At 44.4% G+C, this 17,604-nt stretch carries 13 protein-coding genes, 1 tRNA gene, 2 rRNA genes and 1 riboswitch; of the genes, 9 read left to right on the top strand and 7 right to left on the bottom strand.

Translation table 11 applies throughout. The annotated features are described in order from the left end of the window. Window positions 1-48: 48 nt before the first annotated feature. Window positions 49-873, top strand: coding sequence for a peptidoglycan-binding protein (locus MHH54_RS14180; RefSeq protein WP_339160391.1), 825 nt, complete (start codon window positions 49-51; stop codon window positions 871-873). A gap of 114 nt (window positions 874-987) precedes the next feature. Further along, the gene (locus MHH54_RS14175; protein ID WP_106036166.1) at window positions 988-1,176 is read left to right on the top strand and encodes a hypothetical protein; all 189 of its coding nucleotides are present in this window, start codon (window positions 988-990) and stop codon (window positions 1,174-1,176) included. Window positions 1,177-1,229: 53 nt separating this feature from the next. On the opposite strand, the gene MHH54_RS14170 is transcribed toward MHH54_RS14175, so the two are convergent. Then, a tRNA-Ala gene (locus MHH54_RS14170) sits at window positions 1,230-1,302 on the bottom strand. A gap of 74 nt (window positions 1,303-1,376) precedes the next feature. Continuing rightward, window positions 1,377-1,934 (bottom strand): GbsR/MarR family transcriptional regulator, encoded by a 558-nt coding sequence (locus MHH54_RS14165; RefSeq protein ID WP_106029201.1) that lies wholly within the window; start codon window positions 1,932-1,934, stop codon window positions 1,377-1,379. Between the two features lie 207 nt (window positions 1,935-2,141). Between MHH54_RS14165 and betB the strand changes: the two genes are divergently transcribed. Both betB and MHH54_RS14155 read left to right on the top strand, forming a co-directional pair. After that, on the top strand, window positions 2,142-3,611 hold the full coding sequence (betB, locus tag MHH54_RS14160) for a betaine-aldehyde dehydrogenase (protein ID WP_342500356.1): 1,470 nt from the start codon (window positions 2,142-2,144) through the stop codon (window positions 3,609-3,611). Window positions 3,612-3,638: 27 nt separating this feature from the next. Then, window positions 3,639-4,847 carry an iron-containing alcohol dehydrogenase gene (locus MHH54_RS14155; protein WP_251191351.1) on the top strand — a complete coding sequence of 403 codons (1,209 nt, stop codon included), beginning with the start codon at window positions 3,639-3,641 and terminating at the stop codon, window positions 4,845-4,847. A gap of 40 nt (window positions 4,848-4,887) precedes the next feature. Here the strand turns inward: MHH54_RS14155 and MHH54_RS14150 are convergent, their stop codons facing one another. Continuing rightward, the gene (locus MHH54_RS14150; RefSeq protein WP_003213650.1) at window positions 4,888-5,367 is read right to left on the bottom strand and encodes a DinB family protein; all 480 of its coding nucleotides are present in this window, start codon (window positions 5,365-5,367) and stop codon (window positions 4,888-4,890) included. Between the two features lie 204 nt (window positions 5,368-5,571). Between MHH54_RS14150 and MHH54_RS14145 the strand changes: the two genes are divergently transcribed. Continuing rightward, entirely contained in the window at window positions 5,572-6,102 is a 531-nt protein-coding gene (locus MHH54_RS14145; RefSeq protein WP_034620073.1) for a hypothetical protein, read from the top strand. 11 nt (window positions 6,103-6,113) lie between these two features. Beyond that, on the top strand, window positions 6,114-7,661 hold the full coding sequence (locus MHH54_RS14140; protein WP_003213366.1) for a flotillin family protein: 1,548 nt from the start codon (window positions 6,114-6,116) through the stop codon (window positions 7,659-7,661). Window positions 7,662-7,813: 152 nt separating this feature from the next. Here MHH54_RS14140 and ftsW read toward each other — a convergent pair whose 3' ends face one another. From ftsW to MHH54_RS14125, 3 genes are read right to left on the bottom strand one after another with little or no spacing between them, the layout of a single operon-like run. Further along, entirely contained in the window at window positions 7,814-8,956 is a 1,143-nt protein-coding gene (gene ftsW, locus MHH54_RS14135; RefSeq protein ID WP_342500355.1) for a putative lipid II flippase FtsW, read from the bottom strand. Further along, window positions 8,953-10,107: a rod shape-determining protein RodA gene (gene rodA, locus MHH54_RS14130; RefSeq protein ID WP_342500354.1), complete on the bottom strand. Its 1,155-nt coding sequence runs from the start codon at window positions 10,105-10,107 to the stop codon at window positions 8,953-8,955. The genes ftsW and rodA overlap by 4 nt, the downstream gene beginning before the upstream one ends. A 14-nt stretch (window positions 10,108-10,121) precedes the next feature. Continuing rightward, window positions 10,122-10,757, bottom strand: coding sequence for a DUF1232 domain-containing protein (locus tag MHH54_RS14125; RefSeq protein ID WP_003212948.1), 636 nt, complete (start codon window positions 10,755-10,757; stop codon window positions 10,122-10,124). A 169-nt stretch (window positions 10,758-10,926) separates the two neighbouring features. Here MHH54_RS14125 and MHH54_RS14120 point away from each other — a divergent pair, with 169 nt between their 5' ends. Further along, a complete protein-coding gene (locus tag MHH54_RS14120) occupies window positions 10,927-11,481 on the top strand; it encodes a GNAT family N-acetyltransferase (RefSeq protein WP_342500353.1) in 555 nt (184 codons plus the stop codon). Window positions 11,482-11,721: 240 nt separating this feature from the next. Here MHH54_RS14120 and thiT read toward each other — a convergent pair whose 3' ends face one another. Then, window positions 11,722-12,297, bottom strand: coding sequence for an energy-coupled thiamine transporter ThiT (thiT, locus tag MHH54_RS14115; RefSeq protein WP_003213462.1), 576 nt, complete (start codon window positions 12,295-12,297; stop codon window positions 11,722-11,724). 98 nt (window positions 12,298-12,395) lie between these two features. Beyond that, a riboswitch (TPP riboswitch) is annotated at window positions 12,396-12,497 on the bottom strand. Between the two features lie 437 nt (window positions 12,498-12,934). On the opposite strand from thiT, the gene MHH54_RS14110 reads away from it, so the two are divergent. Beyond that, a 16S ribosomal RNA gene (locus MHH54_RS14110) occupies window positions 12,935-14,483 on the top strand. 182 nt (window positions 14,484-14,665) lie between these two features. Then, a 23S ribosomal RNA gene (locus MHH54_RS14105) occupies window positions 14,666-17,596 on the top strand. Together the 16S and 23S rRNA genes form the textbook arrangement of a ribosomal RNA operon. The last annotated feature ends 8 nt before the right edge of the window (window positions 17,597-17,604 follow it).

The following is a 17,604-nucleotide window of genomic DNA, read 5'->3' as shown; positions in this document are numbered from 1 at the left end:
GGGGCTTTTTTTAATGCTCAATACACTAATCAAAGGAGAAGAAAGAACATGGCTGAAAAAATTGGATTGCAAACTCTTATCGACCGTTCCATTAGAAATATGGGTTCCGGCATTCACAGGGTTGTAAAAAAAAGTGCGATTGAAATGATCAAGCAAGCATATAAAGAAGGTATCTTTGTTCAGATTACTTCTGGCTACCGTTCGTTTGCAGAACAAAACAAGCTTTACGCTCAAGGTCGTACCGCTCCTGGGAAGATTGTCACCAACGCTAAAGGTGGTCAATCAAATCACAACTATGGTTTAGCGATCGATTACGTTCTATTAAGTGCGGATGGAAAAAAAGCACTTTGGACAGTCAACGAAAAATGGCGTCGAGTAGCTCAAATCGGAAAATCACTAGGGTTTTCGTGGGGTGGAGACTGGAAGAGTTTTAAGGACTACCCACACCTTGAAATGATGGGCAGTTTGACTTTAACGCAGCTTCAAGCGGGTAAACGACCTTTCTTGGTGTCATTTATATCAAATAAAGTTTCTGAAAAGCCAATTAAGACAAAGTCTGTTGAAAAATTATTAGCAAATGGCTCGATAAAATCTAAAACAAGTACATCTAAAAAGTTAGATATCTTGCCATCTGGCATCTTAAAAATAACCAAGCCCTTAACAAAAGGATCACAAGTCATAGCCGTGCAAAAAGCCTTATCCTCCCTCTATTTCTACCCAGACAAAGGGGCAAAAAACAACGGAGTTGATGGCTATTATGGACCAAAAACAGCGAATGCGGTCAAGCGGTTCCAGCTCATGAATGGTCTAGCGGCAGACGGGATTTATGGTCCGAAGACGAAGAACAAAATGGAACAATTGCTAAAAAAGTAATCATTCATAAAGGGCTATCAGCAGGTGAATGGAATTTCCCTTGCTGATAGCTAGCAAAAAATGACATCATTTGTGATATAATCGACCGAATCACTATCATGAGGGGAGAGTAAAATGAAAAAGGAACTGTTCCAAGTCATCATGCTGTCAGTGCTGCTCATCTATTTCTTTTATCACGGAATGACGAGTGATTATCCTGTGTCTTACACAATCATTCTCATCACGGCTTATGTTTCTGTGATCGCGTACCGCACCATAAAGATATTAGGCTCAAGAAAAAACAAAGAACAAACAGAGCTGTAAGAAATATATACATAAAAAAACCATCCTTGATTTCTCAAGAATGGTTTTTCGTATGGAGCATAGCGGGATCGAACCGCTGACCTCTACGCTGCCAGCGTAGCGCTCTCCCAGCTGAGCTAATGCCCCGGGATGTGTTACGACTTAATTTATTATAATCAATCCTCCTGTAAAATTCAAGCTTTAAAACGCACACACATCGTCTATTTTTCTTTCTGATCAATCGGGATATAGTCAAAGATTTCCCCTGAATGAACAGAGTCTGCTAAGCGTCTCAGCCAGTCATAGTAGGCTTTTGAGCTTTCAAGCTGCTCTATGAGCTGCTGCGCTTCCTCTCTAATATGTTCCTCCAGCTGATCATCACGAGCCACCTCTTGAAGCCGCACTTGCGCTTCTTCTATCGCCGCTAAATTGACCTCGACCTCTCGTTCCCACTTTTGTGGAAAGAAGTTCATGAAAAACTTAAAAAAGTCTTTTTCAGCAACAAAGCTATGTTTTCTTCGTCCTCGGTGAAAGGTCTTTTTGACAATATTCATGTCTTGAAGCTTTTTCACACCTGTACTCATACTTGGCTTGCTCATTTGCAGCTCTTCACGCATTTCATCCAGCGTCATTTCCTCATTTAAATACATGGTCCCATAGAGAATACCAGCACTTCGTGTAATTCCATAGAGATCCATCGTTTCAGCTATGGAATCAATGACTAGATCTTTAGCAGCTAAAATACGTTCTTCTGCTTGCGGCTGTTCCTGCTTTTTCATCCTGTCCCTGCTTTCTATTAAGAGAATTCAATACGTTCAAAAAAATCTTTATGGACTATATGTTAACGAAAGAATGCAAAATGTCAAAAGAAAATGAAGCATATCTCCCTTTGACAGAAAAATTTGAACATGATACGTTAATTATGTTCAAAACGTTAAATTTTTATTTAACAAACTTATCGAAAAGAATCAGAGGAGGTTCCTTCTATGAGTCAAACACTATTTATAGATGGACAATGGGTTGGCGCCAAAAGTGGCGACACGCGGGATATCATTAATCCATTTAATCAAGAAGTGATCGCGACAGTCAGTGAAGGATCAAGAAATGACGCGCAGCTAGCCATTAAGGCAGCGAGAAAAGCCTTCGATCAAGGTGACTGGGCAAACTTGCCTGGACTTGAAAGAGGAAATATGGTGTTTAAGATTGCTGAATTGATTAGACGTGATCTTGATGAACTAGCCAAATTAGAATCGCTTGATACTGGTAAAACAGTAGAGGAAAGCAAAGCAGACATGGACGATATTGCGAACGTGTTCCAATATTACGCCGGTCTTGCCGACAAAGATGGCGGGGAAATCATTGCATCGCCAATTCCGAACTCTAAAAGCGAATTGGTCAGAGAGCCTGTCGGTGTATGCGGGCAAATTACTCCATGGAACTATCCATTGCTTCAAGCAAGCTGGAAAATCGCTCCTGCTCTAGCGGCGGGGAATACAATCGTATTAAAGCCAAGTGAAATTACACCACTCACCACGATCAAAGTATTCAAACTCATGGAAGAAGCAGGCATTCCAGCAGGGGTTGCGAACCTAGTCCTTGGGCCAGGTGCAACGGTTGGTGATGAGCTTGCTGTGAATGATCAAGTCGATTTGATTTCATTTACAGGCGGTATTGAAACAGGTAAGAAAATCATGCAGGGAGCCAGTGGGAATGTGAAGAAAATCGCCCTTGAGCTCGGCGGGAAAAATCCGAATATTGTGTTTCAAGATGCTGATTTAGACGTAGCGGTTGACCAGGCAATGAATGCTGTGTTTTTCCATGCGGGGCAAGTGTGTTCAGCAGGTTCACGTTTGCTAGTGGAAGAATCCATTCATGCTGAATTTTTAGAAGTACTGGTGAAGCGCACGAAAAAAATCAAGCTAGGCAACGGCTTTGATGAAGAAACCCAAAGCGGCCCGCTCATCTCAGCTGAGCATCGAGAAAAAGTAGAAAAATACGTCAGCATTGGGTTAGATGAAGGCGCCAAATTAGAAACAGGCGGAAAAAGACCGGACGCAGAGGAGCTTTCAAATGGGTTCTTCTACTTGCCAACGATATTCTCAGGCTGCACGTCAGAGATGCGGATTGTCCAGGAAGAAGTCTTTGGCCCAGTATTGACAGTTGAATCCTTTCGTACAGAGGAAGAAGTGATTGAGCTGGCAAACGATACGATTTATGGATTAGCAGGAGCCGTGTGGTCTACTGATATCAGCAAGGCCGAAAGAGTCGCTCGTCAATTAAGATTAGGCACAGTTTGGATCAATGACTTCCATCCTTATTTCGCTCAAGCACCTTGGGGTGGATATAAGCAATCAGGTCTAGGACGTGAATTAGGACGCACCGGTCTTGAGGAATATACGGAACTGAAGCATGTATATCGTAATACAAAACCTGAAGCGATTCGTTGGTTTCAATAAAAATCACACATTTGGAGGAGATTCTATATGACATTAAATATGAAAATTGAAAGCATGCAGAAATTCCATACATTTGAAATTCCGACTGTCATCAAACATGGCATCGGTGCAGTGAAACATGTTGGGGAAGAAGTAAAAGCATACGGTGTCTCAAAAGTATTACTTGTAACAGACCCAGGTATTTACCTGGCGGGCGTGGTAGACCCAGTGATTGCTTCATTAAAAGAATCGCAAATCGATGTGGTGCTATTTGATAAAGTAGAGCCAAACCCGCCAGTCCGTTTAGTGAATGAAGGCTCTGCGTTATATGAAAAAGAAGGCTGTAATGGATTAGTTGCAGTAGGCGGCGGAAGCTCAATGGATACAGCGAAGGCGATCGGTGTAGAAGCGACGCATGAAGGCTCAGTCCTTGATTACGAAGCGGCAGAGGGGAAAAAACCGCTTGAAAACAGAATCCCGCCTTTAACCACTATTCCGACAACAGCTGGTACAGGTTCAGAAGTCACGCAGTGGGCAGTGATTACAGATGAAGAAAGAGAATTCAAATTCAACACAGGTGGCCCGCTCATTGCAGCTCACCTCACAGTCATTGATCCAAAGCTACATGTATCCATGCCGCCTCATGTGACGGCAATGACTGGAATTGATGCACTTGCACACGCCATTGAATGCTATACAATGAAATTTGCTCAGCCTATTACAGATGCGGTCGCGCTCATGGCCATTGAATATGCAGCTCATTATATTCGCCGTGCCTTTGCCGATGGTGAGGACTTAGAAGCCAGGTATGGAATGGCACAAGCTGCAATGCTTGCCGGGCTTTCTTATGGAAGCGAATCAGCTGGAGCTGCACATGCGATGAGTCAAACACTCGGAGGCATTATTCCTGTAGCGCATGGTCAGTGTGTCGCAGCAATGATGGGACCGGTGATGGAGTATAACTGGAAAGGGTATCCCGAAAAATTTGCTCGTATTGCGCAAGCATTTGGAATTGATATTAGCCGAATGTCAACAGAGGAAGCCGCAAAAGCAGCAGTGAACTGGATGTATGATTTAGTGGAAGACCTAGAAGTTCCTTCATTAGAAGAACAAGGTGTATCAAAAGATATGATTGACCGTTTATCTAAAGAAGCAATGAAAGATCCGCAAACAATTGGAAACCCAAGAGATCTAAACGAAAAAGCGTACAACTGGATTTATGCTCGCTGTTTTGATCTAACACCTAAAACAGTGTAACAATGAAAAAAGGCTCCCAAAAGGGAGTCTTTTTTATGTCTTATAGCTGTTCTTTAATTTCTTTGATTTGATGGATATGGCGTTTTTCGTGTGCGCCGATAAAATCAAGATATTGCTTAAGCGATAACTCTTCAAACACAGGGTGTGCAATGACGCGTTTGAAATCATCCTCAGTAAACGTTGATAGAATTTGATTGAGCTGCTCACGGGCTGTATCGAGTTCATCTTTTAAATGTGTAGGTGTCACATGCTTGCGCTCAGGCTCAACAATACTAGGCGCAGTCGCTTTTCTAGAACGATCCTCTGCCATTTCCACCGGCTTTGGCTCATATTCTTTGATCGGTGCTTTTTTTCCCTCAGCAGCTAGATGTTTTGCTGCCACGAGGTCCATCTTCTTTAAATGATCTGCCACCTCTTGAATACTCCAAGTATCATCAGATAATTTTTGATTCAATTGCTCTTCGTTCAAACCTTGTAGCTCTTGCCACAATTCTTGTCTTGCATCATGTAATAAACTCATTTTCATCACCTCAAGATCAAATTTTAACACACTGGTACATGACAATCATTCTTGAGCTATCGGCGAATTCCTATGAAGAATTGTGAGGAAATTTGAAACCTTTACAAAAGTGGTTCGTATTACCTGTTAGAAGGAATACATTGGAGGTGAGCATGGTCTAAATGAAACAAAGGCTGTTCATTTCATGAAGAAAGGGTGAGGAAGATGGATGTGTTCGGGCTGCCACTTCAGACGCTGTATTTATACATATTGATGATATCAGGAATCCTGACACTTGTTTTCGTCTTTTTCGGCGATGTATTTGATGGATTGTTTGAAGCGATTCCTGTTCCATTCCTTCAACCAACATTAATCCTCGCATTTCTTACCTTTTTCTCGGCTGGAGGGTTTATCTCTGAAAAAACAGCAATTGTAGGAAGTGGACTTGGCGCAGTCTTATCTGCCATCCTCGCAGTGGTTCTTGTGACCTGTTTGAATGTATTTGTCTTAGTCCCGCTTTCCTCTGCTGAAGAATCTCTCTCATATACGGAGGCCGACTTAAAAGGAAGAACTGGGGAGATCATTGTATCTGTTCCAAAAGACGGGTTTGGAGAAGTGCTGTTAATTAGTAATAGCGGGAAAATCTCAAAGCCTGCCGTCAGCTTCGACGAAGAGGAGATTCCATATGGAACTCGGGTACTGGTCGTCGAAGTGAACAAAGGCGTCTTATCAGTTATACCAAATGAAGAAATCTAGGAGGGAATGCTATGCCAGGAACAACCATTTTGATAATCATTGGAATTGTGCTTGTGATTCTGATTGCACTTATTGGTGTATTTGTTTCGAAATACCGGACTGCAGGTCCAGATGAAGCGTTAATCGTCACAGGAAGTTACCTCGGAAGTAAAAATGTCCACGTGGATGAAGGTGGAAACAAGATTAAGATTGTAAGAGGCGGAGGTACCTTTGTACTCCCTGTTTTTCAACAAGCAGAGCCGCTCAGCTTACTATCTAGCAAGCTAGATGTTTCAACACCTGAAGTCTATACTGAACAAGGTGTACCAGTCATGGCGGACGGAACAGCCATCATTAAAATCGGCGGATCGATTGAAGAAATTGCTACTGCTGCAGAGCAATTTTTAGGTAAAACAAAAGAAGACCGCGAAAACGAAGCGAGAGAAGTTTTAGAAGGACACCTTCGCTCCATTTTAGGGTCAATGACAGTTGAAGAGATTTATAAAAACAGAGAGAAATTTTCTCAAGAAGTACAGCGTGTCGCTTCTCAAGATCTAGCGAAAATGGGTCTTGTCATTGTATCGTTTACAATCAAAGATGTCCGTGATAAAAATGGCTATTTAGAATCACTAGGTAAACCTAGAATTGCCCAAGTGAAACGCGATGCAGATATTGCAACAGCAGAAGCAGATAAAGAAACACGTATCAAACGTGCAGAAGCAGATAAAGATGCGAAGAAATCTGAGCTTGAGCGTGCCACTGAAATCGCTGAAGCAGAAAAGATCAATGAGCTGAAAAGAGCAGAATTCAGACGTGAACAAGATACAGCAAAAGCAAGTGCCGACCAAGCGTACGATCTTGAAACAGCACGTAACCGTCAGCACGTAACTGAACAAGAAATGCAAGTAAAAATCATTGAACGTCAGAAGCAAATTGAATTAGAAGAAAAAGAGATCCAGCGTCGTGAGCGTCAATACGATTCTGAAGTGAAAAAGAAAGCAGATGCGGATCGTTATGCGGTTGAGCAGTCAGCTGCAGCGGAAAAAGCGAAACGCCTCGCTGAAGCAGATGCCAAGAAATACAGCATTGAAGCAATGGCAAAAGCAGAAGCTGAGAAAGTCCGAATTGACGGGCTTGCCAAAGCGGAAGCTGATCGTGCAAAAGGGGAAACAGAGGCAGAAGTCATTAGACTGAAAGGACTTGCGGAAGCCGAAGCGAAAGAGAAAATCGCTGAAGCATTCGAACAGTATGGTCAGGCAGCGATTCTTGATATGATTGTGAAAATGCTTCCTGAATATGCGAAGCAAGTATCTGCACCACTTTCTAACATTGATAAAATTACGGTTGTGGATACGGGAGGTAACGGAGAAGGCAGCGGTGCCAATAAAGTCACTGGCTATGCTACAAACCTTATGTCCAGTCTGCAAGAAAGCCTGAAAGCATCCTCTGGAATTGATGTCAAAGAAATTATTGAGAACTTTTCCGGCAAAGGTAATGTGAAGCAAAGCATTCAGGAACTAACGAATGAAATCAAACAGCCAAGAAAAAAAGAGATCGCTGATACTCAAATAGAAGAATAAAATCAATTCAGCGTGATAGAAAACCTTTGAAGTCTAGGAAGGGTCGAGCACTGGCGCGGAGCGAATTGAACATTCGTGAGCACCAGCGCGCAGACCTGACAACGAATGCGAGGGTTTGTCTACACGCTGAGACACCTTCCATCAGAAGGTGTCTATTTGGCATGTGCCCGATATGGGCTCCTTTTTACATATGAAGAAAGATTTACGAGAATACCAGCAGATATCATCATGAACACTAGGGAGGAGCCACCATAACTAATGAAAGGAAGCGGAATGCCTGTGATCGGAAGAAGACCAAAGACAGCGCCTAAATTAAAGACTGCTTGGAGCATGATTTGAAACGTAAGCCCAATCGTTAACAGTTTTCCAAAAGGGTCATGTAAAGCCTGCACAATTCGCATTGCGCGATACATGATGAATAGATATGCACCTATCACAATCAAAATCCCCATAATGCCCAGCTCTTCACTGATAATGGCCATAATAAAATCCGTATGCGCTTCGGGAAGAAAGCCTAGCTTTTGAATACTCCCGCCTAAGCCATTCCCTATCAGCCCGCCGGAATTCATTGCGAGATACGAATGAATCAGCTGATAGCCATCCCCATCTTCATACTGAAAAGGATCACGAAAAGAAGTCAGCCGCTTCAAACGGTAAGGAGCAGTCACTGCAAAAAAAGTGATACATGCTACGGCAGTCGATCCTAGCAAAATGAGATGGCGCGTTTTCAACCCAGCGCATAATAAAATGATGCCACAGCTTAATAAAATAGACACAGCTGTGCCTAAATCAGGCTGCTTTAAGATTAATAAAAAAACAAGACTTAAAAGGATGAGTGGCGGCAGTACGCCTTTTTTAAAAGATGTAATGTACGCCTGTTTATTCGCGTACACATAGGCAAAATAGATCACCATCACTAGTTTCACAGCTTCAGAAGGTTGGAGCATAAGAGAGCCCAGCTGAATCCACCGCTGTGAATTGTTTTTGACAACACCAATTCCAGGAATCAGGACTAGGATGAGACATAGCAATGACAGCATGACAAGCCATTTCATCCATTTACGATAAATCTGATAAGGGAAAAGAGCGGCAATGAAAAAAAAGAATCCCCCAATCAGGAGCCATTGCCATTGTTTGATAAAGAAATAGCTACCCTTCTCATACTTCACTTCTCCTAAAGGATAACTTGCACTGTACACCATCAGTAAACCAAATAAGCAGAGGAACACAATCGTTCCAACAAGAACGAGGTCGACTCTTTTGAGATGAGATAGAAGGAATGCCATCATCTTCAATTCCAGTTGTCTCCAAACATATAGGATGATGACCTGATATTGACACTAAACACGAGGCCAATGGCGATCATGTTAGTGAGTAGCGCACTGCCTCCATAGCTGATAAAAGGAAGCGCGAGTCCTGTCACAGGCATTAAACCGATTGTCATCCCTACGTTTTGGAAAACTTGAAACACGATCAGCCCAACGACTCCTGCACATATGTACAAACCATAAAGCGTATTAGCATGCATAGCCACATGAATGATTCGGTAAATCATCATTAAGTACAAACACATCAAAAGGGAGGCGCCGATAAAACCAAACTCTTCACCAATGACGGCAAATATAAAATCAGTATGCGCTTCGGGGATATTACCGCCTTGTACTTGATGCCCCTTTGTAAAACCGCTTCCTGATAATTGACCTGATCCAATACCGAGCATCGATTGTTTCAGCTGATACCCGTATGTTGAATCAAATTCATCGGGGGAGAGCCAGCCATAAATGCGATCAAGCTGATGTGGCTTAATGATTTTTGTGAAATGCTCAAAGTGTTCGTTGTGTAAGTAGACCAAAAATGAAAGAAGTGCAATAAAAGAAGCCATTAATGCGGCCATCATCTTGCTAGAAATTCCTGACACAAGCATCAGTGTAAAGGCGATAGATAATATCACGAGCGCTGTCCCTAAATCAGGCTGAATTAAGATGAGGAAAAAAGGGACAACGGTCCAGCAAACGACTTTACTTGTAGGAATGATACTTTCTTTAAACGAAAATCGCTGATGCTTGTATTGGTTCAAGACAGCCGCTAGTAGCAGGATCACAAAAATTTTCATGAACTCTGATGGCTGAATTTTGATTGAACCGAAGCTGATCCATCTTTGGGATCCGTTTTGACTCGTTCCGAAAAAGTGCACAAGAATAATGAGAAAAATACCACCTGTAAATAACCGAAAAGATAAACGCTCAAGAAGTTCATAATCAAAGTATGCAGCAGCGGCCATAAGACCGAAACCGACGATATACCAGAAAATTTGTCTTTTGACGAAATAAAACATATCCTGCGATTCATACTGTCCTGATCCGCTATATACAGCTATTAGGCTGATGACAAATAAACAAATCACAGTGAGTAAAAGTACGAAGTCAATGCTGTACTGTTTTTTCATAGCGTCTTGTCCTGCTACCTATTTGTCAGCTGGTCTATGACGATTTTCACAGCCGCAGCATCATCAATATAGCCGATCGGAAAAATAAAATCTGGTATTAAGTCAACAGGCATAATGAAATAAAGGAGTGCGCTCCCCATCATCATTAATTCTCGAGAAGTACCTCGTCCGGTCATAAATAAGCTGTACATGTCTTTCAAATGCTGAAGGAATGGCCCGGCGCCGTTTACCGATTCCATCTTTTTCTCAAACTTTGCCGAGATCGTTTCTTTTCCCTCGTTTGTTTGGCTATAGGTCTCATATTCGTTTAGCTTTTGTTTCAATTTGGTCTGACTAAATGTACCGTCGTAGACCTCCTCATCTTTCAGTGTTTTTTCGATCTCTACGACCGTTTGTATGAACGTATCACTATGTACCTTTTCGTTTTTGATTGGAAACCCTGAAGCAGCTAATAGTTGATCTAATGATAGGTTCAGAGAATCTGAAAGCCGCTGCAGATGATTCAAAGTTGGTTTTCTTTTTCCATTCATGATTCGAGACAGTGTCGCTTTATCAATTTCTGTGTATGTGCTGAGCTCTCTTAAAGATAAAGAACGTTGTTGCAATCTTTCCTTTAAGAGAGACCCAAGCTCAGTTGTTTTAGAATCCATTTTACGCCATCCTTTGTATGATGTATCAACTCTTCTATAGAAGAAGTCGTACCCAATATAAAGGTGTGTTGACAAAATGTCAACGAATATCCTTTATTGATTGAATTTTAGGAAATAGGAATTTATCATAATAAAGATAGGATGAAAACAGTGAGAAGGAGTGGCGCGGATGAAGGTGAGACATGCTGTACAAAAAGATATTCCTAAAATTGCCGAAATACATGTGAAGAGCTGGCAGACGACTTATCAAGGCATTATTAATCAGGATTATTTGGATGGTTTAAATATAGAAGATCGAGAAGAGAGCTGGAGAAGAAGGTCACTTCAAGGGACGTTTGTCGCAGAAGATGACGAGGGGGTATTTGGTTTTGCTTCTTTTGGAAAACAACGTGATGAGCGCTATCCAACATATGATGGAGAACTTTATGCGATCTATTTATTGCAAGAGAAACAGAAATCAGGAGCAGGTATCGCTTTAATTACAGAAGGAGTGAGCTATTTAATAGAGAAAGGGTATCAGAATATCATGCTGTGGGTATTTGAACAAAATTCGGCAAAGCATTTTTATCAAAAGCTTCAACCTCATTTTGTCGTTACCAGCCAGTTCGAGCTGGCTGGCGAGAAGCATGATGAAATAGGGTATGGGTGGGAGCTGCCTGTATTAAATGACCATCTACACCGAATTAAATCGTCAGCTTCCAATAATAATGAGAGAAAAAAGTGAAAAGCATAGCTAAAAGCATATAAGAGATAAGAGGAGAAGCTTCTACTTTTCCTTTTATTCCTGCTATCTTTAAAGCTTCATAGAAACCTGCCAAAAAATAAGCAAGACTGAGAATATAACAGCACAGCATAATGGAGTAAGGGTTCATTGGCGTACCTCCAACATGAAATCTTCTACTATTAATAGATTCCATAGAGCGGCAATTTATGCATAAAAAAATAACCAGCTGAAATCAGCCAGTTATTTTTTGTGAGGAAAAACCAAACGAGATGCACTTGGTATGAGTATGCAAAGAACGATACTGCAAATAATAAATGAAGGAACCATATATGTGCTGTTATAAATTAAAGAGTAAACCCAACCCGGTGTTCCTTTTGGTGCATACTGAGAAAAGAAAACAACACCAGAAATAAAGAACGTCAACAGTCTAAAGAAACTTGCAACAAATACGGATAAGGTAATATAGATGAATTGCTGCTTTCGCTTTTGGTCCTGAATGGTTTTTTTAATCAATCCAGAAAAGAGGCCGCTTAGGGAAATGACAACAGATGCGACGAAATAATCGAGAAATCCTTGAACTGGTGTAGCGATAATAGGGCCATTCATCAGTTGAAGGCCTGCAATAAGCACACCAATGATAAACCCGGTTGATATTCCCCATCTAATAGACATAAGAATGACGGGTATCATAATCAGCGCAAGAGATCCGCCGTTCGGCATTCTTAAAAAGAGACCTGATAAGTAATCTAATACTAGTGCAAGTGAAGTCATAATTGCGATTTCCATCAGTCGTACCAATTGATTTGATTGCTGCATAAAAAAATCTCCCTTTTCATGAATTGAGCAAGGAGAGACCGTGTAAGGATGAGTATGTTATTCATAGAAAAACATATCGAGTTGAATACACCACATGTATTCAATTGAATCCACATTCCTACTTCAGTATTAACTGACAGGTTCAAAGGGTCAGAACAACGAGTGTTCACTCTCAGCACAAAGCTCCCCCTGCGGTTATTTAGTTTTCTTCTATTATAAATATACTAAAGACCTTCAGGATCAACAATAGAGAATTCCTGTGACAATTAATTTTTGTATGATTATATAGGAAGAGATAAGAAAAAATAAATTATTTAGAAAAAATACTTGTTTCCTTTCTCAAAAGGTGTTATATTTGTATTCGCCGCTAAAACAGCGCGGTTATTAAATAACATAAAGAAAAAAGTTGTTGACTTTATCTTGATAGAATGTTATATTAATAAAGTCGCCTCTGAGAGACGGCGAAGATGATCTTTGAAAACTAAACAAGACAAAACGTACCTGTTAATTCGAGTTTTTATAAAAAAATCCTATGAAACATCATAGGTAGTCAGTCAAACGCTGACGAGGCAGGAAATGATCACATGCTAAGTTCGCTACATCGTGTAGCAACGCATGTGTGATATGCATCCTGCATACCTCGGAGAGTTTGATCCTGGCTCAGGACGAACGCTGGCGGCGTGCCTAATACATGCAAGTCGAGCGGACAGAAGGGAGCTTGCTCCCGGATGTTAGCGGCGGACGGGTGAGTAACACGTGGGTAACCTGCCTGTAAGACTGGGATAACTCCGGGAAACCGGAGCTAATACCGGATAGTTCCTTGAACCGCATGGTTCAAGGATGAAAGACGGTTTCGGCTGTCACTTACAGATGGACCCGCGGCGCATTAGCTAGTTGGTGGGGTAATGGCTCACCAAGGCGACGATGCGTAGCCGACCTGAGAGGGTGATCGGCCACACTGGGACTGAGACACGGCCCAGACTCCTACGGGAGGCAGCAGTAGGGAATCTTCCGCAATGGACGAAAGTCTGACGGAGCAACGCCGCGTGAGTGATGAAGGTTTTCGGATCGTAAAGCTCTGTTGTTAGGGAAGAACAAGTGCGAGAGTAACTGCTCGCACCTTGACGGTACCTAACCAGAAAGCCACGGCTAACTACGTGCCAGCAGCCGCGGTAATACGTAGGTGGCAAGCGTTGTCCGGAATTATTGGGCGTAAAGGGCTCGCAGGCGGTTTCTTAAGTCTGATGTGAAAGCCCCCGGCTCAACCGGGGAGGGTCATTGGAAACTGGGAAACTTGAGTGCAGAAGAGGAGAGTGGAATTCCACGTGTAGCGGTGAAATGCGTAGAGATGTGGAGGAACACCAGTGGCGAAGGCGACTCTCTGGTCTGTAACTGACGCTGAGGAGCGAAAGCGTGGGGAGCGAACAGGATTAGATACCCTGGTAGTCCACGCCGTAAACGATGAGTGCTAAGTGTTAGGGGGTTTCCGCCCCTTAGTGCTGCAGCTAACGCATTAAGCACTCCGCCTGGGGAGTACGGTCGCAAGACTGAAACTCAAAGGAATTGACGGGGGCCCGCACAAGCGGTGGAGCATGTGGTTTAATTCGAAGCAACGCGAAGAACCTTACCAGGTCTTGACATCCTCTGACAACCCTAGAGATAGGGCTTTCCCTTCGGGGACAGAGTGACAGGTGGTGCATGGTTGTCGTCAGCTCGTGTCGTGAGATGTTGGGTTAAGTCCCGCAACGAGCGCAACCCTTGATCTTAGTTGCCAGCATTTAGTTGGGCACTCTAAGGTGACTGCCGGTGACAAACCGGAGGAAGGTGGGGATGACGTCAAATCATCATGCCCCTTATGACCTGGGCTACACACGTGCTACAATGGACAGAACAAAGGGCTGCGAGACCGCAAGGTTTAGCCAATCCCATAAATCTGTTCTCAGTTCGGATCGCAGTCTGCAACTCGACTGCGTGAAGCTGGAATCGCTAGTAATCGCGGATCAGCATGCCGCGGTGAATACGTTCCCGGGCCTTGTACACACCGCCCGTCACACCACGAGAGTTTGCAACACCCGAAGTCGGTGAGGTAACCTTTATGGAGCCAGCCGCCGAAGGTGGGGCAGATGATTGGGGTGAAGTCGTAACAAGGTAGCCGTATCGGAAGGTGCGGCTGGATCACCTCCTTTCTAAGGATATATGGAGCAGTGTGCGTTTTCGTCTTGTTTAGTTTTGAAGGATCATTCCTTCAAGACATGTCTCTAGCGAGACAGGATTGTTCTTTGAAAACTAGATAACAATAAGTAATACATTCACATTGAATGCAATGCAAAGTTCATCACACATAGTGATTCTTTCTAAAGTAAGAAATGGTTAAGTTAGAAAGGGCGCACGGTGGATGCCTTGGCACTAGGAGCCGATGAAGGACGGGACGAACACCGATATGCTTCGGGGAGCTGTAAGCAAGCTTTGATCCGGAGATTTCCGAATGGGGAAACCCACTGCTCGTAATGGAGTAGTATCCATACTTGAATACATAGAGTATGAGAAGGCATACCCGGGGAACTGAAACATCTAAGTACCCGGAGGAAGAGAAAGCAAATGCGATTCCCTGAGTAGCGGCGAGCGAAACGGGAACAGCCCAAACCAAGAGGCTTGCCTCTTGGGGTTGTAGGACACTCTATACGGAGTTACAAAGGAACGATATAAGCGAAGAGGTCTGGAAAGGCCCGCCAAAGAAGGTAACAGCCCTGTAACTGAAATGTTGTTCTCTCCAGAGTGGATCCTGAGTACGGCGGAACACGTGAAATTCCGTCGGAATCCGGGAGGACCATCTCCCAAGGCTAAATACTCCCTAGTGACCGATAGTGAACCAGTACCGTGAGGGAAAGGTGAAAAGCACCCCGGAAGGGGAGTGAAATAGATCCTGAAACCGTGTGCCTACAAGTAGTCAGAGCCCGTTAAAGGGTGATGGCGTGCCTTTTGTAGAATGAACCGGCGAGTTACGATCCCGTGCAAGGTTAAGCAGAAGATGCGGAGCCGCAGCGAAAGCGAGTCTGAATAGGGCGCATGAGTACGTGGTCGTAGACCCGAAACCAGGTGATCTACCCATGTCCAGGGTGAAGTTCAGGTAACACTGAATGGAGGCCCGAACCCACGCACGTTGAAAAGTGCGGGGATGAGGTGTGGGTAGGGGTGAAATGCCAATCGAACCTGGAGATAGCTGGTTCTCTCCGAAATAGCTTTAGGGCTAGCCTCAAGGTAAGAGTCTCGGAGGTAGAGCACTGATTGGACTAGGGGCCCCTACCGGGTTACCGAATTCAGTCAAACTCCGAATGCCGATGACTTATCCTTGGGAGTCAGACTGCGAGTGATAAGATCCGTAGTCGAAAGGGAAACAGCCCAGACCGCCAGCTAAGGTCCCAAAGTATACGTTAAGTGGAAAAGGATGTGGAGTTGCTTAGACAACCAGGATGTTGGCTTAGAAGCAGCCACCATTTAAAGAGTGCGTAATAGCTCACTGGTCGAGTGACTCTGCGCCGAAAATGTACCGGGGCTAAACGTATCACCGAAGCTGCGGACTGTTCTTACGAACAGTGGTAGGAGAGCGTTCTAAGTGCTGTGAAGTCAGACCGGAAGGACTGGTGGAGCGCTTAGAAGTGAGAATGCCGGTATGAGTAGCGAAAGACGGGTGAGAATCCCGTCCACCGAATGCCTAAGGTTTCCTGAGGAAGGCTCGTCCGCTCAGGGTTAGTCGGGACCTAAGCCGAGGCCGAAAGGCGTAGGCGATGGACAACAGGTTGATATTCCTGTACCACCTCCTCACCATTTGAGCAATGGGGGGACGCAGGAGGATAGGGTAAGCGCGGTATTGGATATCCGCGTCCAAGCAGTTAGGCTGGGAAATAGGCAAATCCGTTTCCCGTGAAGGCTGAGCTGTGATGGCGAGCGAAATTTAGTAGCGAAGTTCCTGATTCCACACTGCCAAGAAAAGCCTCTAGCGAGGTGAGAGGTGCCCGTACCGCAAACCGACACAGGTAGGCGAGGAGAGAATCCTAAGGTGATCGAGAGAACTCTCGTTAAGGAACTCGGCAAAATGACCCCGTAACTTCGGGAGAAGGGGTGCTTCTTAGGGTGTTAAAGCCCCGAGAAGCCGCAGTGAATAGGCCCAGGCGACTGTTTAGCAAAAACACAGGTCTCTGCGAAGCCGTAAGGCGAAGTATAGGGGCTGACGCCTGCCCGGTGCTGGAAGGTTAAGAGGAGCGCTTAGCGTAAGCGAAGGTGCGAATTGAAGCCCCAGTAAACGGCGGCCGTAACTATAACGGTCCTAAGGTAGCGAAATTCCTTGTCGGGTAAGTTCCGACCCGCACGAAAGGCGCAACGATCTGGGCACTGTCTCAACGAGAGACTCGGTGAAATTATAGTACCTGTGAAGATGCAGGTTACCCGCGACAGGACGGAAAGACCCCGTGGAGCTTTACTGCAGCCTGATATTGAATGTTGGTACAGCTTGTACAGGATAGGTAGGAGCCTTGGAAACCGGAGCGCTAGCTTCGGTGGAGGCATCGGTGGGATACTACCCTGGCTGTATTGACCTTCTAACCCGCTGCCCTTATCGGGCAGGGAGACAGTGTCAGGTGGGCAGTTTGACTGGGGCGGTCGCCTCCTAAAATGTAACGGAGGCGCCCAAAGGTTCCCTCAGAATGGTTGGAAATCATTCGCAGAGTGTAAAGGCACAAGGGAGCTTGACTGCGAGACCTACAAGTCGAGCAGGGACGAAAGTCGGGCTTAGTGATCCGGTGGTTCCGCATGGAAGGGCCATCGCTCAACGGATAAAAGCTACCCCGGGGATAACAGGCTTATCTCCCCCAAGAGTCCACATCGACGGGGAGGTTTGGCACCTCGATGTCGGCTCATCGCATCCTGGGGCTGTAGTCGGTCCCAAGGGTTGGGCTGTTCGCCCATTAAAGCGGTACGCGAGCTGGGTTCAGAACGTCGTGAGACAGTTCGGTCCCTATCCGTCGCGGGCGCAGGAAATTTGAGAGGAGCTGTCCTTAGTACGAGAGGACCGGGATGGACGCACCGCTGGTGTACCAGTTGTTCTGCCAAGGGCATCGCTGGGTAGCTATGTGCGGACGGGATAAGTGCTGAAAGCATCTAAGCATGAAGCCCCCCTCAAGATGAGATTTCCCATTCCGCAAGGAAGTAAGATCCCTGAAAGATGATCAGGTTGATAGGTCTGAGGTGGAAGCGTGGTGACACGTGGAGCTGACAGATACTAATAGATCGAGGACTTAACCTATATTCTAA

It is taken from the genome of Bacillus sp. FSL K6-4563 (genome assembly GCF_038630405.1).
GTDB lineage: Bacteria > Bacillota > Bacilli > Bacillales > Bacillaceae > Bacillus > Bacillus pumilus.
The sequence above is the reverse complement of the archived record's forward strand: the minus strand, read 5'-3'. Positions and strand labels throughout refer to the sequence as shown.

Excerpts from the sequence above, each read along its gene's own strand:
- MHH54_RS14180 (WP_339160391.1), top strand. The coding sequence starts at position 49 with ATGGCTGAAAAAATTGGATTGCAAACTCTTATCGACCGTTCCATTAGA.
- MHH54_RS14175 (WP_106036166.1), top strand. The coding sequence starts at position 988 with ATGAAAAAGGAACTGTTCCAAGTCATCATGCTGTCAGTGCTGCTCATC.
- MHH54_RS14165 (WP_106029201.1), bottom strand. The coding sequence starts at position 1,934 with ATGAAAAAGCAGGAACAGCCGCAAGCAGAAGAACGTATTTTAGCTGCT.
- betB (WP_342500356.1), top strand. The coding sequence starts at position 2,142 with ATGAGTCAAACACTATTTATAGATGGACAATGGGTTGGCGCCAAAAGT.
- MHH54_RS14155 (WP_251191351.1), top strand. The coding sequence starts at position 3,639 with ATGACATTAAATATGAAAATTGAAAGCATGCAGAAATTCCATACATTT.
- MHH54_RS14150 (WP_003213650.1), bottom strand. The coding sequence starts at position 5,367 with ATGAGTTTATTACATGATGCAAGACAAGAATTGTGGCAAGAGCTACAA.
- MHH54_RS14145 (WP_034620073.1), top strand. The coding sequence starts at position 5,572 with ATGGATGTGTTCGGGCTGCCACTTCAGACGCTGTATTTATACATATTG.
- MHH54_RS14140 (WP_003213366.1), top strand. The coding sequence starts at position 6,114 with ATGCCAGGAACAACCATTTTGATAATCATTGGAATTGTGCTTGTGATT.
- rodA (WP_342500354.1), bottom strand. The coding sequence starts at position 10,107 with ATGAAAAAACAGTACAGCATTGACTTCGTACTTTTACTCACTGTGATT.
- MHH54_RS14125 (WP_003212948.1), bottom strand. The coding sequence starts at position 10,757 with ATGGATTCTAAAACAACTGAGCTTGGGTCTCTCTTAAAGGAAAGATTG.
- MHH54_RS14120 (WP_342500353.1), top strand. The coding sequence starts at position 10,927 with ATGAAGGTGAGACATGCTGTACAAAAAGATATTCCTAAAATTGCCGAA.
- thiT (WP_003213462.1), bottom strand. The coding sequence starts at position 12,297 with ATGCAGCAATCAAATCAATTGGTACGACTGATGGAAATCGCAATTATG.